Raw genomic sequence first — 18,892 nt, forward strand, 5'->3', positions numbered from 1 at the left:
CTACGTCCTTTGCTTCATTGTCGGGTTCGCTACTTTATTCAGAACCCTAGATTCATCTCACTGTAGAGATGGTCTCTTCTCTTTGAGAGACAACTTGTTGTGACAGCTTCTTGTCACAATGCGAAAAGGTGAACAAGGCCTATCTTGACTATGCAGAAAGCCAAGCAAAGCGACGTAAGACAATGACGATGGGGGAGTGGGAAGAAAAGCTCGATGCTTTTCTTGCCTTCAACGAGAGAGATCTTCTCGATCATGCGGGGCAAATTTCAGCGCAAGTTGCAGAGAAACTTGCGCTTGAACACTACGAAGAGTTTGATCTGAAGCGCCGAGAGGAAGAAAAGAAAATCGCTGATGCCGAAGATACTACTTTGCTTGAAATGCTCGAGGCTCAGGCAAAACTGTCTGAAAAATCTAAATAGTTCATTTCAATGGAAGAGCCCATCTTTTTCCCCAGAAAGAGGCCGTTGGCATGACTGCTTTGGCCAGATGACATTGGGATTTTTTAGATAAAAATTTTTCCGGTTGGTGAGGCCAGCTCTAAAAGAGCTGGTTGAATCAGAGGAGAAATTTTTAGCAAAAAAGATCAATTCAGCTGGTTCAAATGAGTTATGCCAACGGCCTCTAAAGAACTTCTTCAACCTCCACAAGCTCAAAGAGCTTGCTCCGGTCTCCAGAAGCCTTTCTGAGAAAAAATCTTGGGCTCTTAACTGAAAGCAAGGGGCCTCGCCCCTCCGCAAACGCCGGCTTTTGCTAAGGAGCCTCGAGAGTGAGAATCTCACCCATTCAATAAAAAAGGTCGCACCTAGTGCGACCTTTTTGATGGAGGTGGAGAGATTTGAACTCTCGTCCTTAGCAAACGCCATATCAATGCCTACATGCTTAGTGCCTTAAATATAGTGCAAGTTTTGCTGTAAGGCACCCCACTGGGAACTTGCACACTTCCTTTAATCTCGAAACCCTGCCGCTGGAAATCAAGCAGCAAAGCTCACACCAAGATCTTTGACGATAGTTCTACGATCCCTGGTCCAATCCCAGACTATCGGCTGCACAGACGGGTTAGGTCTTAAGCAGCGGCTGCAGCAGCTTCAAATGACTCTGCTGTGTAACCAGCATGGTCAGCAATGTTGAAGTGCTGTGCTTTTTTTGTTTTGACAGTTATGTCGTCTCGGCTTTTTTAAGAGGCCAACCGAACCCTCTGCATGCCACTGGTACTTTGCTTCCAAGTCGAAGCCAATGCACCCCCAACTATTATTATAGCATCAATGGGAATTTTTCTGCAATGTGCTATAAGTGAGCGGGTTGTGTGTTAGTGATTTCAATATTAACAGGTTAGGGATTTTAAGGCAAGCTATTGCATAATAAGGGGAAGAGGGGTAGACTTGTGGGCAGTATGTTTGAGAATCGTAAGGAAAGTTTCCCTGAGCGGGAAGAGCGGATCCAGGCCCTCTGGGAGAAGGAAAAGGTCTTCCAGGCCTCGGTAGAGGGGCGGAAAGGCTCCCCCCTATTCGCTCAGTATGATGGCCCGCCGTTTGCGACGGGGCTGCCCCACTACGGCCATCTCTTGGCAGGGACCATTAAAGATGTCATCCCCCGTTATAAGACGATGAAGGGCTATTTTGTCCCTCGAAGGTTTGGCTGGGACTGTCATGGTCTCCCGGTTGAAAATGAGATCGAAAAGACCCGCGAACTATCGGGCGCGGCCGACATCGAGCAGTTTGGAATCGCAGAGTTTAATGAAGAGTGCCGTAGCATCGTGCAGCGCTACACCGAAGAATGGAAAAAGACCGTTAATCGGATGGGGCGTTGGGTCGACTTTGACAATACCTATTTGACGATGCAGCCGAGCTTTATGGAGTCGGTGTGGTGGGTCTTTGGGGAGCTCTGGGAGCAGGGACTCGTCTATGAAGGCTTTAAGGTGATGCCGTTTTCGGCGCAGCTGGGAACCCCTTTATCAAACTTTGAAGCGAACCTGAATTACCGCGATGTCGATGACCCCTCGATTGTGGTGGCCTTTCCCTTAGTGGATGAGCCAGAAGTTTCCCTTTTGGTCTGGACGACAACTCCTTGGACCCTCCCTTCGAACTTGGCTGTCATGGTGGGAGAAGATCTCGACTATGTGAAGGTGCGCCATGAAAGAAAGTGTTACATCCTTGGCAAAGGAAGGATGGAAACTTACTTTAAAGAGGGATGCGAAGTTTTAGAGACTTTTAAGGGGAAAACGCTTCTTGGAAAAAGGTATGTGCCCCTCTTTGACTATTTTATCGAAGGGGCAAGCCCGAATAGCTTTACCATTTTGGGCGAAGAATCGGTAGGAGAGGAAGAGGGAACGGGGATCGTTCACTCGGCTCCCGCCTTTGGTGAGGTGGACTTTTTTGCCTGCAAAAATGGGGACATTGAGCTGGTCTGCCCTGTCGATCAAAATGGACGGTTTACGGCTGAGGTTCCCGACTTTGAAGGGACCTATGTCAAAGATGCCGACAAGGATCTGATCCGTCGCATTAAAGAGAGAGGACGTCTCTTTCATCAGGGAACGATCCGCCACCGCTATCCCTTCTGCTGGCGCTCGGATACGCCGCTCATTTATAAGGCGGTGCGGACCTGGTTTGTAGCGGTTGAAAAGATCAAAGAGAAGCTCATTGCGAATAACAAAGAGATCCATTGGGTTCCGGGCCATTTAAAAGAGGGACGGTTTGGAAAGTGGCTGGAAAATGCCCGCGACTGGGCGATTAGCCGGAACCGGTACTGGGGAACGCCGATCCCCCTTTGGCGGAGTCAGGATGGAGACATTATTGTCATTAACAGTGTCGAAGAGCTTGAAAAGCGAACGGGAAAAAAGGTGACCGACCTCCACCGCCACTACATCGATACGTTGACCTTTGAGGAAAAAGGGAAGGTTTACACCCGGATTCCAGAGGTTTTTGACTGCTGGTTTGAATCGGGATCGATGCCTTATGCTCAAAATCATTACCCCTTCGAAAATGAAGCGGAGACACTGGACGCTTTCCCGGCTGACTTTATTGCGGAAGGGCTCGACCAGACGAGGGGATGGTTTTATACCCTGAACATTTTATCGACCGCTCTTTTCGACAAGCCTGCCTTTAAAAACGTCATTGTGAATGGGATTATTTTGGCCGAGGATGGGACCAAAATGTCGAAGAAGCTGAAAAACTATCCCGATCCAGAAATTGTGATCAATCAATATGGAGCCGATGCGATCCGCCTCTACCTCTTGCATAGTCCGGTGGTGCAGGCGGATGATTTGCGCTTTTCGGAAAAAGGGGTGGAGCTAGTCTTGCGCCAGTTTTTGATCCCTCTTTGGAACTCTTATGTCTTTTTAGCGACCTACGCGAATATCTACAGTTGGAAACCGGATGGAACGAAGCCAAAAGCCGATATTGATCGGTGGATTTTGTCTTGCTTGCAGAAGCTGATTCAAGATGTTGAGAAGGGGATGGATGGGTATGAGCTGAGCCGCGCGGTTGACCCTTTTGTCAGCTTTATCGATCAGCTCACTAACTGGTATATCCGTCGGTGCCGCTGCCGCTTTTGGGCTGATGAGGACAGTGAAGATCGACGTGCCGCCTTTCAAACGCTTTATACGGTGCTCCTTGAACTTTCGAAGGTGGCAGCGCCCTTTGTCCCTTTTATTAGCGAGGCGATTTACCAAGACTTAAGAGGGGAAAAAGATCCCATTTCGGTCCACCTGTGTGACTATCCAGAGGGGGGAGAGCGGGAGGAAACCCTCGAAGCGGAGATGGCGTCGGTGCAAACGGCGGTGAGCATGGGGCATGCCCTCCGGAAAGAGCACAAAGTCAAGGTGCGGCAACCCCTTGGGACGGCCCACCTTATTTCGGGAGATGAAGAGGTCTTAAAGCTTCTTAAGGGACAAGAAAACCTTATCTTAGAAGAGCTCAACGTCAAAGAGATCACCTACCATAGCGATGAAGGGGAGTTTGTCGAGGTGTCGATCAAGCCCAACTTCCGCACGCTCGGAAGACGGGCGGGGCCGCTTATGAAAAAGGTGCAGGCGGCGATCTTAGCCCTTCCTGTGAACGCTCTTGATAGTGGCTCTTATGATCTTCAAATCGATGGAGAGAGTTTCCCGATTACTGCGGAAGATGTCTTGGTTGAGCGGAAGGTTAAAGAGGGAACGGTTGCGGCAACCGAAGGGACGATCACCATTGCTCTTGATACGACCCTCAATGATGCTCTAAGAGAAGAGGGGCTCGCGCGGGAGATTGTCAATAAGGTGAACACCCAAAGGAGAAACCTCAAGTTCGAGGTGACCGACCGGGTGGTGATGACGATCGATACAACCCCTAAGGTGCGGGAGTGTTTCGAAGCTTACCGCGACTACATTATGGGGGAGGTTCTTGCTTCTGAGGTCAAGTTTGAGAAGACCGAAGGGGAGACCTGGGACCTAAATGGAGAGCGGGCGGTGATCGGTTTGGAGAGGAAGCCGGCGTAGCATTAGGTTCTATTGAGAAATTTATCGCCAGGTCTTCAGGGACCTTTTCAGAATTTTGAAATTTTTTGCCTCAAAAATAGCGCCTGACTATTTACATTCGGCAAAAAGATTTCAAACTTCAAGAAAACCTCCTCTGAATCCCTTGGCCCTAAATTTCTCAATAGAACCTAGTCCAGCACCTAAGAAACAGATTACCATCCCCACGATAAGAATCGTGAAAGGGGAGAAAAGGGAGCAGGCTAAGCCGCCTAGTAAGGGGGCAACCACTCCTCGCAAGCCTACCATTAAGATATTCACTCCAGAAAACTTTGAACTATCTTCACTTTGCGCAAAGAGGGTCCCTGAAAGGTTCCAGAGGAGGTGGCTTCCGGCTTGGGCGATGCCGTAGAAGAAGAAGGCGGCATTGACAAAGAGAAGGCTTAAAGGGGCAAAGAGGAGAGTGAGGGGAAAGAGGCTAAAGCCCAAGATCACGCGGGAAGTGAGCTGATGGATCGGAGTACTGTTTAGGGCCCGCCTCCAGAGAAAGGTGGAGCTGGTGACACCGATTCCCATCCAGATGTAGCGGGCGATAGCGAGGTTGTGGTGGGTCATTTGAAGGGAGTCGACGTAGTAGAGGTGGAGAGCGGGAGTGATGAACATGAGGGCAAAGCCGCCGATCATAAAGCCCCACTGAAAATGGGCGAAGTCGGGGCGGGAACGCATCAGGTGGATCGAGTCTTTTATCGGTTGGAGGATCCGTCCTTTGGTGATCGGAAGGACATTGGGGTCTTCCTTTAGGTTTTCAGGGAGGGGAATTCGCATTTGAATCAGGACACTTGAGAGGGAAAGGATGGCGGCGAGAGGAAAAAGGACTTGCCAGGCGCCGATGTGGGTGTCGAGAAGTTTTCCGACAAAAAGGCCGAGGCCGATACTTTCGATAAAGCCGAGGACATAGAGGCGGGAAAAGAGCTTTTCTCGCTTTTCTTTTTCTAGGTTGAGCTTGAGGATTTCCATTTTAGAGGGGATGGTGGCGCGGGCAAAGAGCTGGTAGATGGCGGCGCAAAACATGACAAAGTAGATGTTATGGATGAAAGGGAGACAGAGGAAGGGGAGGAAGCTGAGAACCCAAGCGCCCATAAAGTTAGAGATGAGTTTGCTCCGGTTGCGCAAGAGGTTCGAGCTCCAGTAGAAGGAAAAGACGGCCATCAAGGGGCGGATAGCGGCAAAAATGGAGATCTGAAGGGGGGTGGCGCCGAGGTCTTTGCGGAGGATGAAGAGGAGGAGGGTGTAAAAGGCGATGAAGGGTTCACTGACCACTTGCATCCAGATGAGAGCAAAGCGTGTGGCCCCAGCGCGCGTTTTTGAAAAAATAGCGGGAGTACTCATCGGATCTCTTGAGTGAGCTTGTACCGCCTGCGATGAATGAGATAGTAGCTTCCAAATCCAATCGCTGCAAGGATCCAAACGAAGGTGCGGGGAAGGTTAAAGAAGGGGTAATGGGCCTGCAAAGGAGGGCCGAGTCGGGGTCCTGGGGGCCAGAAAATAAAGTCAGGAGCCCCTCGGATATTGCTTTCGGGAACAAAGCCAAAGTCACGACTGTCGCCACTCATTGCATAGTTATCGCCAAGGGCCATATATTTTTTGGCTGGAAGGGTGATCCCTCTTTGTTTCATAAAGGGGACGTTGATTTTTCCCTCTTTGGTTAGCGGGGGGCCTGGATCTTCAAAAGGGAAATGGGGGCGATAGGTTGGGGCATTTTGTTGCCTAAGATACTCATCGTGGATGAAGCTCAAAAGGGTGGGATCCTCTTTTTTCATGAGGGGGGCGCCCATCGCATAAAGATCTCCATAGCGGTAGTAAACATACCGAGAGGGGAGGAGCGACTGTCCTTTCATCCGTGGGGCAAAAAAGTTGTGAAACTCAATCCCTAAATTATAGAAAAGCTGGGTCCTTTCTGGGGTGAATTGGTAGAGAGGGTGGTCTTTGGAAAGGGCTTTCCGAACCCCTCCAAAGTGAATTTGGTAGGCGGTTCCATAGTAAAATTCGTAGGTGCCATCGGGCACTCCTGTGAGCTTGGGCTCTTCCCCTTTGTAAGGAGAGCCGTAGCGAGAAGCTTTGCTATCTTTGACGATAAAGCGGGCGGTGTAGAGGTTGTCCATCAATGTTTTTAAGTGGGCTTTTGTCAAGGGAAGGAGCGAAGAGGTTGTTCCGACTCTCGGAGAGAGGTATCCTCGGCCTGTGCGCTGAATCTGCGGATATTTAACCGATGGATGATGAACAATTTCCATATAAAGGGGAGCATCTTCTAACTGTTTTATCGGAGTGTCGGTAAATCGAAGGACTTCTTGTTTGGTTAGGAGGCGGGCTATTCCATAGTCTTCAAAGCCCCAAAGCTGATAGTAATCTTCAAAGTCTCCTTTATAAGGGGGAAGGAGCTCGCCAGCTACTTTATTGGTTGGTGAAACAGAAAGCTTCGCGACCGCTTGGTTCATTTGTTTGAGGGTCACCTCTTTTGTACCCATGACCATCTTTCCATTGAGATGAATGTAGGGAACATGGTCGATTTGACTTAAAAATTCAGGGTTTAAATCTTTTGTGATGTCATTTCCATTGGCATCGATCCCATAGATCTGTCCTCCATAAAAGTAGAGGGTGTCGCCTGGTTTTCCCATGAGCCGCTTCACAAACTGTTTTTTCCCAGGGAAAAGATAGAAATAGAGGGTGTCGACATCGGCTATATCCACCCCAGCGCCGGTAAAGACCATTGTCCCACACCGAAGGGCTAAGTTTGGGTCAAACTCAAAGTGGCCACGCCGCAAGGGGACGTTAATCCCAAAGTTTGTTTTCGAAACGATGAGCCGATCTCCCTCTTGAAAGGTAGGGCGCATCGATCCTGTGGGGATCTCATAAAGTTCAAACCACATTGTTCGAATCGCAACCGCCACCAAAAGAGCAAAGACAAGTCCCACAATGAAGTCCCGCACCTTTTCAAAGGGGCTTTTCTTTAAATAAAGGGTGCAAAGCTCTTCAACTTTTTTGGCGTAAGAGGTAGCTCCCTCCCGATCTTTTTCAAGGAGTTTGTCCTGCAACCCATTTAAAACGGGGACGATTTCTTGTCGCGTTTCTTCTGGGAGTTTCTTCCGCTTGCGTCGATAGAGCTTTAAAGCGTGAAGGAAGAGATGTAATGATTTTTTGAGGCGGTATGGTTTCATGGAGGCAAGCATACCATTTTCAACAAAAGGTTTCAACCCATGTGGAAAACCTGTTCATAACTTTTGTGGCAGGAGAATCTCAGTTTCTTTTTAGAAGTAAAGCAAAATTTTTATAAAGATCTTTTGGGCGCTCAATAAATTCCTTGAAACAAAAGGTTTATGCGCTTCTTTACAGAAAGGAAAAGGTTTTGTTATCTGAGGTTGATGTTCCTTTGTTTTAGAAAAGGAGGGGTGTTCATAAAAAAAGATGAAAGGCTAGTAATATTAATCAAGAATGTTATATTTAAAACCTTATGGAACCAGAAGACGAAGCAGCCAAAACAAAGTTGCAAGTATTATTTTTTCAACTTGGGGAACTTTTAAAAGATCCTCCTGATATTATGAACCTCTCTGATTGGAGGGATAATGTAGAGTATGCGCTGACTGAAATTCATGAAATTTCAGATAGTGCTTATGAACGTCTTCACATGCTTGCCCATGAAGCGATCAATCGGGCGATCATTCATGTGAATCACATCGATAAAGATATGCCTCCTGATCAATTGGAAAGAAGCTCTGCGGAGTACTTCGAGCAGGTGGGCTTCATCACTTCTGAGATTAATGCTCTGAAGTCAATGTAATCCAGAGAGATCAATGGCTGTCAATAGTGACCACGCCATCTCCTGTGGTATTGACGACATCAGAAGAGGAGAGGCTCACCCCTGTATTACCAATGCCAGTTCCTTTAGCGGTTCCTTCGACATCGATATCTCCATCAATAGCGGTCACTTCAGCGAGGTGGCCGGAGATGGAGATTCCATTGTTGTAGTTTGTTCCCGTTCCTCCAAAGCCAATGAGATTAAGGGTGGCAGCTTCCGAGCCCGTTCCTTTGGAAACGATCTGGCTATTTTCAATCCGGACCCCTTGGTTAAAGGCGTCGGTTCCATTTCCGGTTCCGGTGAGGGTGACCGATCCATCAACAGCTTGGATGGTGGAGCTTAAGCCCGATACCGAGATACCGCAGTTTCCTTCTCTACCACCAGGGGAGCAGGCTCCTTCAATCGTAATAGGAGCATTGACAAGGGAATTAACTTTACCACCACTTTCGAAGCGGACTCCGTAGTTATAGTCGCCTTTTCCTTGGCCATTTCCGGTGATGGTGATAGCTCCTTCATTGGATTGCACGGTTCCTCCTGCGAGGATGACGCCATGGTTATTGGTGTCGCCATCGCCTGCTGTTCCGCTAATAGATAGGGTTCCCTGCCCAGTGGAGGTGACGAGAGCGCTAGACCCTAGGCGGACTCCAAAGTTGAGATCGCCCGTTCCTCCTCCTGTTCCAATGACTTGGACAGAGCCATCTTCGGTTTCGATATTGGGGGCAATACCACTGGTGATTTCAACACCAACGTTATTGGAGATTCCGAGCCCCCCAACGCCACTGATCAGGACGGAGCCAGTTGTTGTTTTGACCGTTCCCTGAAGGGAGAGCCCTTTGTTGTTTTTTCCACTGCTTGTTCCTCCTCCCTGTCCATCGAGGTTGATCATTCCAGCGTCGGTGATGATCTGCGCGCCACTTCCAGAGATTTGGATTCCGTTATTGAGATTATCTCCATTTCCTCCTGTTCCGGCAAGAGTGATCTCTCCTGATCCAGAGGTTTGGATGAGGCTTCCGCCAGTGATGACAGTGCCATAGGCCATGTCACTTCCATCGAGGGGACCATAACCTGTTAAAGAGATGTTACCATTTCCTGCATCGATTGTTGCACCATTGCAGTAAAAGGTTCCTTCGTTTTGTCCGCCAAAATCACCGACATCGACGGTGACCTCTCCACCATTGGTAAGGATTTGGGATCCAAAAGCGAGTTCAAAAATAGCGCTTCCAGGATCTCGGTTCACTGCTTGAGCTCCATTGTCATTAATGGTTGCTGAAAAGTCACCTGCAGTGAGGGTAATTACCGATTGGGGGTCTACAATGATAGAGCGTCCTGCCTGAAGTGTTAAGCAATTGCCTGAAGTCGTTCCAGTCACATTATCATCTATAATGATATCGTTATTCGCTTGAATCAAAACATTGGCGTTGTCTAAGGCCACTGAAAGATCGGGGCCTGAGATCATTGCTGTTCCTGTTGGATCACTTCCAAAAGTATTTCCAGTCGCGCTGTCGGGTCCTCCTGCACGGATATAAACGTTTTTTGGGTCGATGTGGAGAAGTCCTGCCTTTCCATGGGGGGCGGTAAGATCGATCGAGCCATCTTTATACTTAAAGTCTTTTGAGCTGCACAGCTTCAGTTTACCTCCATCGCCCGATAACTCTCCACCAGAGGAGCGTGCGGTTCCTAAAAAGATCATCGCCTCTTGTCCCAAGATGCTAATCGTTCCTCCGTCGCCTTTATCATTTGCAGAGGCATCCAAAACACCTTCTGGGTAGACATAGACCGTCTTCCCGGAAAGGGTCATGTGATTTCCTGGAACGGTCACTTTTCCTTGGTGAGAAATCGTCTCCGCATCGATCTCTACTAGAGAGGCTACGATCTCCCCTTCGATACCGATCGTGACTCCTCCTTCATGTTTCAGGTAAAGAGGGCCATTCGACTGTACTTTTCCTAGAATCTTTGCAAGATGGTTCCCTTTTATCGAAAGGTGGAGTCCTTGACTTTCATTAGATTGGAAAATGGTCACAACTTCATCTTCTCCAAGATCGAAGGTATCCCATTCAATATGGGCATTGTTTTCCACTTCGATCATGAGTTCTTGATCGTAAGAGGTAATAAAGGCTTCTCCTTCTACCACCTTGGGCGCCGTTGGCAAGGCAAAAAGAAAAATAGGTAAGAAACAGGCTATAAAAAAGCTTAAGATTGAACGCATCATGACCACCATGGTTTTAAATGAAATCTTAATAATTGTTTTCCATCTCTTGGAATTTTTTCAAGAAAAAAATTGCTGTTTCCCGAATTTTTTTGTATAGGCAAAGGGATGAAGTGGTTTTATGTGCTTACTTTAGTTCCTCTCTGCCTGCTTGGGCAGCCTAAAGGGCTCGACATCCGCTCAGGGCAGCTCACTTTTAAGGATGGGACGGTCACCCAAACCTCTGCTAAAGCGATCGCCCATTGGGATGATTTTTCGGTCGGTAAGGGAGAGACTCTTCGTTTTGTCCAACCCAGTAAAGATGCGGCCATTTTAAACCGCGTTGTTGGCAAAAGCATAAGCCAAATTCTCGGAAGTTTAAAAGCTAACGGGAACGTCATTCTTATCAACCCCAATGGCGTCTACATCTCAGGCGACATCCAAACAGCCGGCTTTATCGCATCGACCGCAGATATCTCTAATGAAAATTTCCTTAACGGCAAAGAGCTACAATTTGGTCCCACCGATGGAGAGATCACCAATGCCGGTCACATCTCTTGCCCAGGCGGCGATGTCTACCTCATTGCAAAAAAGGTTGATAACTCGGGAGAGATCGAAGGGCATCAGGTCGTTATCCGCCCCCATAACAACCCCAAAGTCCTCATCCGCGCCGACGATACCGACATTTCCTCTACTTACGAAAAGGCGATTTCCCATACCGGTACCATCCGCGCGTTTGCCACCAAAGAAGAGGGGGGCAAAATTTACCTCGTAGCTTTCGAAGGGACGACTGAGGTAGATGGCACCCTTATCGGTGATGAGGTCCATGTCCTAGGTCAAGAGGTCACACTCAAAGAAAACACCCACATCGATGCGTCAGGTCCCTCAGGAGGAACGGTCCTCATCGGTGGTGATTATCAAGGGGCAAACCCCGATATTTTCAACGCGCAAAATGTCTATGTTGCTAAGGGAGCAGAGGTCAAAGCCAACAGTACTGGCAGCGGTGATGGAGGAAAGGTCATTTACTGGTCTGATGGGATCACAACCGTTTGTAGCCACACAAGTGTTCGTGGTGGACCTGAAGGTGGAAATGGTGGTTTTGTGGAGGTTTCAAGCCGAGGAGAGCTTTACTATGGAGGAACCAATGACTCAAAAGCTCCTTGTGGAAAATGGGGAGAAATCCTATTTGATCCTTCCAATGTGAATGTTGCTGCAGGAGCAGATACCAACATAGGAGGAAGTCCTAATTGGACCCCTACTGGAGTATCTCCAGCCAATTTGACTCCCACAACGCTTCAGTCGTCGCTCAATAGCAATGGAGCTGTAACGTTGACCACAGCCAGCGGAGATACTGAAGCAGGAACCCTTACCTTTACAGATCCTGTGACCTGGGGAACGGGAGGGGCGGTTGAAAATGCCTCTTTCACTTGCACAGCAAATAGTACGATTACCTTCAATGCAGCTGTAACCAACAATGGAACAGGGACATTTACTTGTTCTGGAAGTCAGGTAGTTTTTAATGCAGATGTGACAAACAGCGGAGGCAATTTCAATGTTAATGCTGGGTCGAATATCACGGTAAATAGTGGGGTAACGATCCAAAACAGCGGAGCGGGAGGAATCACTTTTAAAGGGAGTCGAGGAAGCTCAGCAACAGAGATTCAGATTGATCGTGCAACGATTTCAACGGTTTTAGGAGCAATCAACCTTAATGGAACGGGGGTGACGACCGCTGATGGGGATGATGTGCGGATTACTGGGGCAACGGCTTCTGTGTCTTCTACTTCAGGAGCGATCAACATTAAGGGTCAAGGGGATAATGTAAGCAATACCGTTGGGCTAGAGGTTTCGGAGGGGGCTCGAATTACCTCAGAATCAGGAGACATTAGTTTTAATGGAAGAGGAGGATTCTCCTTAACATCAACGAATCAAGATGGGATCCTTTTAACAGGAACAGATACGATGGTTTCAACAACGGGAGGAGGAAGTATTACCCTTGTTGGAAATGGTCGTGGAGCTGCTTTTTCGCAAAATAACATGGGTGTTGTCATCGCAAGTGGCGCTCAAGTCACTGCAGCGACAACAGGGAAAATTAGTATCACGGGAACGGGAGGATCTGGAATCCGCGATGAAAAAGGGGTCTATCTTACAGGAGCAGATGTCCTTGTTCAAACAGATACCGGTGATATTAAGATTGTAGGGACAGGAAGGGCCAATGACACGAACTTTGGAGAAAGCAATAATGAAGGAATTATGCTCAATGGAGGAGTGATTATCCGGTCAGCGGGAGGAGCGATCAACTTAACAGGACGGGGTCCTAGTGCAAACTCAATTCGGTCTCCAGGAATTCGGATTAATAACAGCTCGGTTGCCAATAGTGGCGATGGAACGATTACAATGTATGGACAGGTTTCTCGCCAGCCTACATCGGATCAAGTCTCTATTATTTTGAGCTCAGCAACAATTACAGGTGTCAATGGAGCGATCAGCATTACTGGAGATATTCCTGTAGGAGGAGGCTTAAGAGCTGGTGGGGGGATTAGTTGTGCAGGTGGAACGATCAGCACGACAGGAACTGGAACAATTACTCTCATAGGGAGGACGGTGCCAGGGGCAAGAACTACTACTAGCGCTAGGGGAGGTCCTGGAATCGCAATAACAGGTAATGCTTTGATATCAAATACTTTATCAGGTGTAAATGCTCCTAAGATATTGCTAAATGGGCGGGGTTCTGTTGGGCGGTTAGCTATCGGTAACGGGATCTACATGGATTCGGGGACAATTTCTACAACCAGTGGAGAGATAGAACTGATTGGCTCTTGCCGGAATTTTAGTGGTTTTGTGACTGGAGTTTTTATTGCGAATGGAATTGGGCTTGAAGGGACAGCGGCAGTGTCTTCAACCACTGGGGCCATTTTATTTACAGGGACTGGATTAGATCCAGGAAGGTTGAATACCGCAACAACCAATGCAGGAATTACTATTGCTGGAGGGGCCTCCATCTCTTCAAATGGAGGGGTCACTTTTATGGGGACAGGGAGCACAGTTGACACAGCAAGTCGTGGCATTGCACTCACTGGAGGAACAATTTCAACAACCAGCGCCCCTATTAGCTTAACTGGAGTTGGGGGGACCCGTGGGAGTTCTCTAGGAATTTTCACAAGTGGATCTCCTACAGTTACCTCTGCTACTGGCGCTATTTCCATCACAGGGAGCCCCAATGCCACCGCTCCCCCTGGAACCGGTGCAAGAGGAATCTCGATGACTGGAGGGACAGTGAGCTTAACAGGGGCAGGATCGGTCACTATGACAGGAACAGGTTCTTCTGAAGGAGGAACAGGGTCTCACGGGATTTCAATGTCAGGGTCTTCAACAGAGGTCACAGCTTCGGATGGATCGATTTTAATAGATGGGGTAGGGGGAGGCTCTGTAGCAAGTAACTGTGATGGCATTGTGATTCAATCAGGGGCAAAGATACGGGGCACCTCTACAGCATCTGTGACTTTAGTCGGAATTGGAGGAGTCAATGGAAACACCTTTAATAACGATGGAATTGCAATTAGTGGGGCAAGTTCTGAAATCTCCATAGCCAGTGGCGCCCTTTCTTTAGCAGGAACAGGGGGAGGAACCACCACCGGCAATAAGGGGATCCGCATTGACAGTAATGGAAGTCTTATTGGGAAAAGTGGCGCTGTCAATGCTGTGGGAATAGGGGGCTCAGGGACAAGTGAAAACGATGGAATCTTTATCATCAACCCAATAAGCTCTATTACTGCAGTCGACTCCTCGTCCTTTAATGTCACAGGAAGAGGGATGGGTTCAGCAAGTCCAGGCCGGGGAATTTTTATTGGAGCAGGGGGGCTTGTAGAAACAACAGGCTCAGGCACCCTAACCCTTGATGGAATAGGGAACGGGATTGGTTCTGACAGCTATGGAGTTGAAATCGTTGGAGTAGGAACCCAAATCGAAAACTCAGGAACAGGAATCCTTACCCTCATCGGTCGAGAAAATGGAGCCACTAAAACAGGACTGCACTTTGGAGACTTTGCCAATGTGAACACCAACTCGACAGGAAGTGTGACCCTTCAAGCCTTAAGCGATCTTGTGGTCGGCTCGAGTGGGTCAACAACGGCTACCGGCACTGGAACCATCACCTTCGATGCTGCTGACAACCTCTTCATTTTAGGAGGAGCTTCCTTCGGTGTTGACGCGGGGCTCGGTCGCTTCATCGCAGGTGCCGACATCGACATCTCAGAAGGAGCAACCTTTATAGCAACCAGTGGAAACTTTACCTTCGTTGTTGATAATGACTTTCCCACTTCGCCCCTCTTTGGTCCAGGGACCTTTAACTTTACCAGCAGTACCATTACCACTCCTGGAGAAGTAAGGATTTACACTTCCGAACAGTCTCTAAATTCAGCTGCTGGAGAGACCATTAATGGGGAGGTCTTTAATCCCGGAGCAATAGGCGTTGATAGCGCTACCGAAAAGTTTGGTTTTTACTTCCCCGGAGGAACTTATGGTGGAGGAGCCTTCAACTTTTACTATAAAGTCCCATCCCCCGTAGACATCATTGCAGGAACAGTCGCTATTCAGCGAGAGATCATTGTCAATCTCAAACAACTGCCCGATCTTCTCCCCGTTTTAAAAGCGTCCCGTCTTCCCTACCAGTTCCCAAATTTCCACTTCTCCATCTGCACCGAAAATGGAGTGTGCAGCCCCAGCCTTTCTCCTTACGGGTCGTTTATCTTTGAAGACGACGTTTACTGGATCGGCATTTCGCAATAAACTTGTTTTTTTAGCCCAAAATTTGTAAGGTAAAATTTTTAATAACTATAAGATCATAGATACCAATGCGTCGATACCTTTTTTTAACCCTTTTACTCTTGTCTTTTTCCGCTTATGGAGAAGAAGAGGAAGAAGTTGCAGTGATTGAAGAAGCCCTTCCAAGGCTTCCTTCAGCTCCCGAACAAAAGCGTTCAGCTACCTTTATCCGTGAGCTTAAAGGGATTGTTCTTGTTGGGGATCCAGAGCATATTCTAGAGGGCGATCAGCTCAAAGAGGCACAAGGAATCGAGTTTTCTAATATCAAGGTTCCAGGAAATGCTAAAACTCTCCGAAGACGTTTATCAGCCTTCTTGGGTCATAAAGTCGATCAAGATACCTTGGGTGAGATCAAAGAGGTCATTACAAGCTACTATCAACAGGCCTCACATCCCCTTGTTTTAGTCGAGATTCCTCAGCAAGATATTTCGGAAAGTGTGATTCAAGTCCTTGTTTTAGGAAGCCGTTTAGGCGCTGTTAAAGTTGAAGGAAACACCTGGAGCTCTAGTCTCAGACTCAGAGAATATGTCGACCTCATTCCTAATCAGCAGATCAATGAATCCCGTCTGATGAAAGATGTCTACTTTATCAATCGGAATCCCTTTAGACGGGTTGATATTGTCTATGCTCCTGGGGAAGAGCCCCAGACAACCGATGTGATCCTATCGGTTCGCGAAAGACGGGCCTGGCGTTTTTATGCCGGCGCAGAAAACACAGGGGTTGAACCCACAGAGCGAGGACGGTGGTATGCCGGCTTTAACTGGGGAAATGCCTTCTGTCTTGGCCACATCCTATCCTACCAATTTACAAGCGCTTTCGATGTGAATCGTTTTCACGCCCATACTGGAGAGTATACCGCCCCCTTACCATGGAAACATGTCTTCACCGTCTATGGAGGTTACTCGAGGGTCAAGCCGAAAGATCTCAAACCACCGATTAAAAGCAACGAAGGGTGGAGCATGCAGGTGAGTGCACGCTATAACGTTCCCCTAAACATAACGCAGTATCTGGAACATGAGTTTACCGTTGGCGCCGACTTTAAACGGACCAACAACACCTTTGAATTTGAAGAAGACTTCCCCCTCCTCGGAAGACCCGTTAACTTGACCCAGCTTGTTGTCGGTTACGCCGGAAACTACAATAGAAGTAGCTACCGTCTCGACTTTGATGGTGATCTTTATTGGTCACCCGGTAACCTTTTTGCCGATCAGTCAGACGCTGCCTATGACTCACTTCGTCCCGATGCCAAAAACCATTGGGTTTACTTTCGCGGATCGTTTGTTTACTTGCAACGCCTTCCCAAGTCTTTCTCCTTATCCCTCCTTGCTAGAGGGCAAATCGCAAGCCAAAACCTCCTTCCTAGCGAGCAGTTTGGCCTTGGGGGATACAGCACCGTTCGCGGCTATGACCAGCGAGAGGTGAACAAGGATGGAGCTATCCTCCTGAGTGGAGAAGCAAGAAGTCCCGCCTTCCGCGTCCTTAAAAACATCAAGTCGCAGTGGAAAGTGGATGATGCAATGCAGTTCCTTATTTTCCTTGATTATGGATGGGGAAGTGATCACAACGCCCTTCCCGGTGAGCGGAAAACCGACTACCTCTTTGGGACAGGACCTGGTGTTCGCTACACCATTGAGCCCTACCTAACTGCCCGCCTTGACTGGGGAATTAAGCTCCACAAGAAGGCCGAATTTGGTGGAGGGAACACGATGGTCCACTTCAACGTCACCGCCAGCTACTAGAAATAGCAAGCGCTTTAAAATAAGTTGTATGCAGGTTTATTTTCTGTATGCTTGACGTAATCCGTAATGCGCGCTATAATAAAAGCATGATTTGGTCATTTAAGGACAAACATACCAAAGCTTTATATGAAGGCAAAACTGTAAAAAAGTAGAAGTCCTTTTCAAGGCAGGCCGAAAAAAGGCTACAAATTTTAGATATGGCAGTTTCTTTAGAAGATTTGAAAAATTTGCCGAGTAATCGGTTTGAGTCTTTAAAAGGAAAAAGAAAAGGGCAATATAGTGTTAGAGTGAATAGCCAGTGGAGAGTTTGCTTCAACTGGATAAATAAAGAGCCCTGTAATGTCGAGATTGTAGACTATCATTAGTTGAGGAGTTAAGTAATGGCTAATAAAATGAGACCTATACATCCTGGGGAAGTTTTAAAGGATGAGCTAGAAGTGCTTGATTTATCAGCAAGCGCTCTTGCCAGGGCTCTTGCAGTTCCTGCTAATCGAATTTCTTTTATATTAAATGGGAAAAGAGCTGTTACCGCTGATACTGCCCCAGGACACCTGCAAAGTCTAAGTCATATCCCTGCCAACCTGGTAAGTGTACGGAGAGGATTAACTAAGTAACCTATTGCCTGCATAGGCAAGCTTTTCTGATATTTTCTCTTCTTTCGATCAGCCTCAGGAGGAAACATGACCCTCATTGCATTCAGACTGAGGTTTCTCAGTGCACCAAGAATTCCACCCTTTTGGCGACTGTTACTGTACTGGTGGTCTTCAAGCCAACTCCGATCCTTGACGTGGTGCAGACCATTCTCCACCTCCCAGTGCTTTCTGGTCTTATCCAGAAATTTTTCTGGTGGCAATTCTGACTTGGGGCAGGAGGTAATTCCATAGTGATGCTCATGATTTATAAGAGCATCATTTAGATAAGTGCTTTTTCTTAAACAGCCTACCTGAAAAGCTGCGGGAAAACTGAGGTCTTTTCGAATGTAGTTGGCGGTGAAGTCATTGCAGATCCACAGCTCACGAATAATGGTTTTCCCTGATTTTTTTTTCGACTGTTTTTGCATCTGGAGCTCGCTTAGATTTTTCATCGTCAAAATGAAGCCGAAGAACTTCGTAAACATGCTCTTGATTCCCTTTGATCTGCACCAAATAGTGCTTGCCCATTCGAGCAATCTCTTTACAAAGATCTCTACCATTAAAAGCCGCATCGCCGGTAAGAAGACGTAGACCTGGGTATTTGTCAAAAAGACCTTCAAGCATGGTTTTCAGGGTGGTGGACTCACCCTTCTTCTTTGGAATTTCTGATTGCGCAAGAACCATTTGCACATCATGAGCAAACACGTTTACCATATAAATTGGATTGCCATTCTCATCACAAACATTTCTAAGAGCTTTTCCATCAACGCTTGCATCGATTTCTCTTTCAGACAATTTAGTACTTACCCACTCTTGGAAAATCTCTTCAAGCTCTGTTCTATCCAGTTTTTTTAGAACGCGACCTATTGTCGTTGCATCAGGTGGAGCATCTCTATTAAAGCCAAGCGGCTCCTTAATTACACTCCAGCACTGACTGGCAAATTCTACAATGTGTTCCAAGCAGACAAGTCGACAGCAGAAGCCCAAAATCACAAGTTTAAGAATTGAATGAAAGTCGTGACGAACACCACGCTTTTTTCTAGGATCCGAAATCCCATGGAGGGCTTTGAAGAGTGGTAGGGTAGTGGGATTAAATGTTTTGTTAGATGTTTGGGTGCTCATGCTGGCTCGCCTTGGTTATATTGGATACGAAACCAACCATTTATGCATATTTAAAAATTTAAGTCACGACTTTGCAGGGATCCTGATAATGAA

10 protein-coding genes, 1 other RNA gene and 2 pseudogenes are annotated in these 18,892 nt (G+C 47.6%); 7 read left to right on the forward strand and 6 right to left on the reverse strand.

All coding sequences use genetic code 11. The features are described from left to right. The first annotated feature begins 110 nt into the window (after nt 1–110). A complete protein-coding gene (rhuM, locus tag NEPTK9_RS02190; protein WP_194847198.1) occupies nt 111–419 on the forward strand; it encodes a RhuM family protein in 309 nt (102 codons plus the stop codon). A 398-nt stretch (nt 420–817) separates the two neighbouring features. Here rhuM and ssrA read toward each other — a convergent pair. After that, nucleotides 818–1,243, reverse strand: a transfer-messenger RNA (tmRNA) gene (gene ssrA / locus NEPTK9_RS02195). Between the two features lie 147 nt (nt 1,244–1,390). Here ssrA and ileS point away from each other — a divergent pair. Continuing rightward, nucleotides 1,391–4,468 (forward strand): isoleucine--tRNA ligase, encoded by a 3,078-nt coding sequence (ileS, locus tag NEPTK9_RS02200; protein ID WP_194847241.1) that lies wholly within the window; start codon nt 1,391–1,393, stop codon nt 4,466–4,468. Between the two features lie 111 nt (nt 4,469–4,579). Here ileS and NEPTK9_RS02205 read toward each other — a convergent pair whose 3' ends face one another. Both NEPTK9_RS02205 and lepB read right to left on the reverse strand, forming a co-directional pair. After that, complete coding sequence (locus NEPTK9_RS02205) at nt 4,580–5,833, reverse strand: MFS transporter (RefSeq protein WP_194847199.1); 1,254 nt, start codon at nt 5,831–5,833, stop codon at nt 4,580–4,582. Beyond that, complete coding sequence (gene lepB / locus NEPTK9_RS02210) at nt 5,830–7,659, reverse strand: signal peptidase I (RefSeq protein WP_194847200.1); 1,830 nt, start codon at nt 7,657–7,659, stop codon at nt 5,830–5,832. The genes NEPTK9_RS02205 and lepB overlap by 4 nt, the downstream gene beginning before the upstream one ends. A 293-nt stretch (nt 7,660–7,952) precedes the next feature. Between lepB and NEPTK9_RS02215 the strand changes: the two genes are divergently transcribed. Next, nucleotides 7,953–8,279 (forward strand): hypothetical protein, encoded by a 327-nt coding sequence (locus tag NEPTK9_RS02215; RefSeq protein WP_194847201.1) that lies wholly within the window; start codon nt 7,953–7,955, stop codon nt 8,277–8,279. A 10-nt stretch (nt 8,280–8,289) separates the two neighbouring features. Here NEPTK9_RS02215 and NEPTK9_RS02220 read toward each other — a convergent pair whose 3' ends face one another. Continuing rightward, nucleotides 8,290–10,506 carry a beta strand repeat-containing protein gene (locus NEPTK9_RS02220; RefSeq protein WP_194847202.1) on the reverse strand — a complete coding sequence of 739 codons (2,217 nt, stop codon included), beginning with the start codon at nt 10,504–10,506 and terminating at the stop codon, nt 8,290–8,292. Nucleotides 10,507–10,611: 105 nt separating this feature from the next. Here NEPTK9_RS02220 and NEPTK9_RS02225 point away from each other — a divergent pair, with 105 nt between their 5' ends. From NEPTK9_RS02225 to NEPTK9_RS02240, 4 genes and pseudogenes are all read left to right on the forward strand, one after another. Further along, nucleotides 10,612–15,270, forward strand: a complete 4,659-nt coding sequence (locus NEPTK9_RS02225; RefSeq protein ID WP_194847203.1) for a two-partner secretion domain-containing protein — start codon at nt 10,612–10,614, stop codon at nt 15,268–15,270. A gap of 65 nt (nt 15,271–15,335) precedes the next feature. Further along, nucleotides 15,336–17,045: a ShlB/FhaC/HecB family hemolysin secretion/activation protein gene (locus NEPTK9_RS02230; protein ID WP_194847204.1), complete on the forward strand. Its 1,710-nt coding sequence runs from the start codon at nt 15,336–15,338 to the stop codon at nt 17,043–17,045. A 47-nt stretch (nt 17,046–17,092) separates the two neighbouring features. Beyond that, nucleotides 17,093–17,410, forward strand: a pseudogene (locus tag NEPTK9_RS09960) (type II toxin-antitoxin system RelE/ParE family toxin). A 15-nt stretch (nt 17,411–17,425) separates the two neighbouring features. Next, a pseudogene (locus tag NEPTK9_RS02240) lies at nt 17,426–17,587 on the forward strand (HigA family addiction module antitoxin); the annotation flags it as partial. A 23-nt stretch (nt 17,588–17,610) separates the two neighbouring features. Here NEPTK9_RS02240 and NEPTK9_RS09965 read toward each other — a convergent pair. Together NEPTK9_RS09965 and NEPTK9_RS09815 are read right to left on the reverse strand one after the other, a co-directional pair. Next, on the reverse strand, nt 17,611–18,162 hold the full coding sequence (locus NEPTK9_RS09965) for a transposase (protein WP_420887663.1): 552 nt from the start codon (nt 18,160–18,162) through the stop codon (nt 17,611–17,613). Next, nucleotides 18,059–18,799 carry an ISAs1 family transposase gene (locus NEPTK9_RS09815; protein ID WP_194847207.1) on the reverse strand — a complete coding sequence of 247 codons (741 nt, stop codon included), beginning with the start codon at nt 18,797–18,799 and terminating at the stop codon, nt 18,059–18,061. The genes NEPTK9_RS09965 and NEPTK9_RS09815 overlap by 104 nt, the downstream gene beginning before the upstream one ends. Nucleotides 18,800–18,892 lie beyond the last annotated feature (93 nt).

The organism is Candidatus Neptunochlamydia vexilliferae, assembly GCF_015356785.1.
In the GTDB taxonomy this organism is placed as follows: domain Bacteria; phylum Chlamydiota; class Chlamydiia; order Chlamydiales; family Simkaniaceae; genus Neptunichlamydia; species Neptunichlamydia vexilliferae.

Bases quoted from the DNA above. Each gene is read 5' to 3' on its own strand.
- NEPTK9_RS02225 (WP_194847203.1), top strand. From the start codon at position 10,612: ATGAAGTGGTTTTATGTGCTTACTTTAGTTCCTCTCTGCCTGCTTGGG.
- NEPTK9_RS09815 (WP_194847207.1), bottom strand. From the start codon at position 18,799: ATGAGCACCCAAACATCTAACAAAACATTTAATCCCACTACCCTACCA.
- NEPTK9_RS09965 (WP_420887663.1), bottom strand. From the start codon at position 18,162: ATGTTTACGAAGTTCTTCGGCTTCATTTTGACGATGAAAAATCTAAGC.
- NEPTK9_RS02215 (WP_194847201.1), top strand. From the start codon at position 7,953: ATGGAACCAGAAGACGAAGCAGCCAAAACAAAGTTGCAAGTATTATTT.
- NEPTK9_RS02205 (WP_194847199.1), bottom strand. From the start codon at position 5,833: ATGAGTACTCCCGCTATTTTTTCAAAAACGCGCGCTGGGGCCACACGC.
- NEPTK9_RS02230 (WP_194847204.1), top strand. From the start codon at position 15,336: ATGCGTCGATACCTTTTTTTAACCCTTTTACTCTTGTCTTTTTCCGCT.
- ileS (WP_194847241.1), top strand. From the start codon at position 1,391: ATGTTTGAGAATCGTAAGGAAAGTTTCCCTGAGCGGGAAGAGCGGATC.
- lepB (WP_194847200.1), bottom strand. From the start codon at position 7,659: ATGAAACCATACCGCCTCAAAAAATCATTACATCTCTTCCTTCACGCT.
- NEPTK9_RS02220 (WP_194847202.1), bottom strand. From the start codon at position 10,506: ATGATGCGTTCAATCTTAAGCTTTTTTATAGCCTGTTTCTTACCTATT.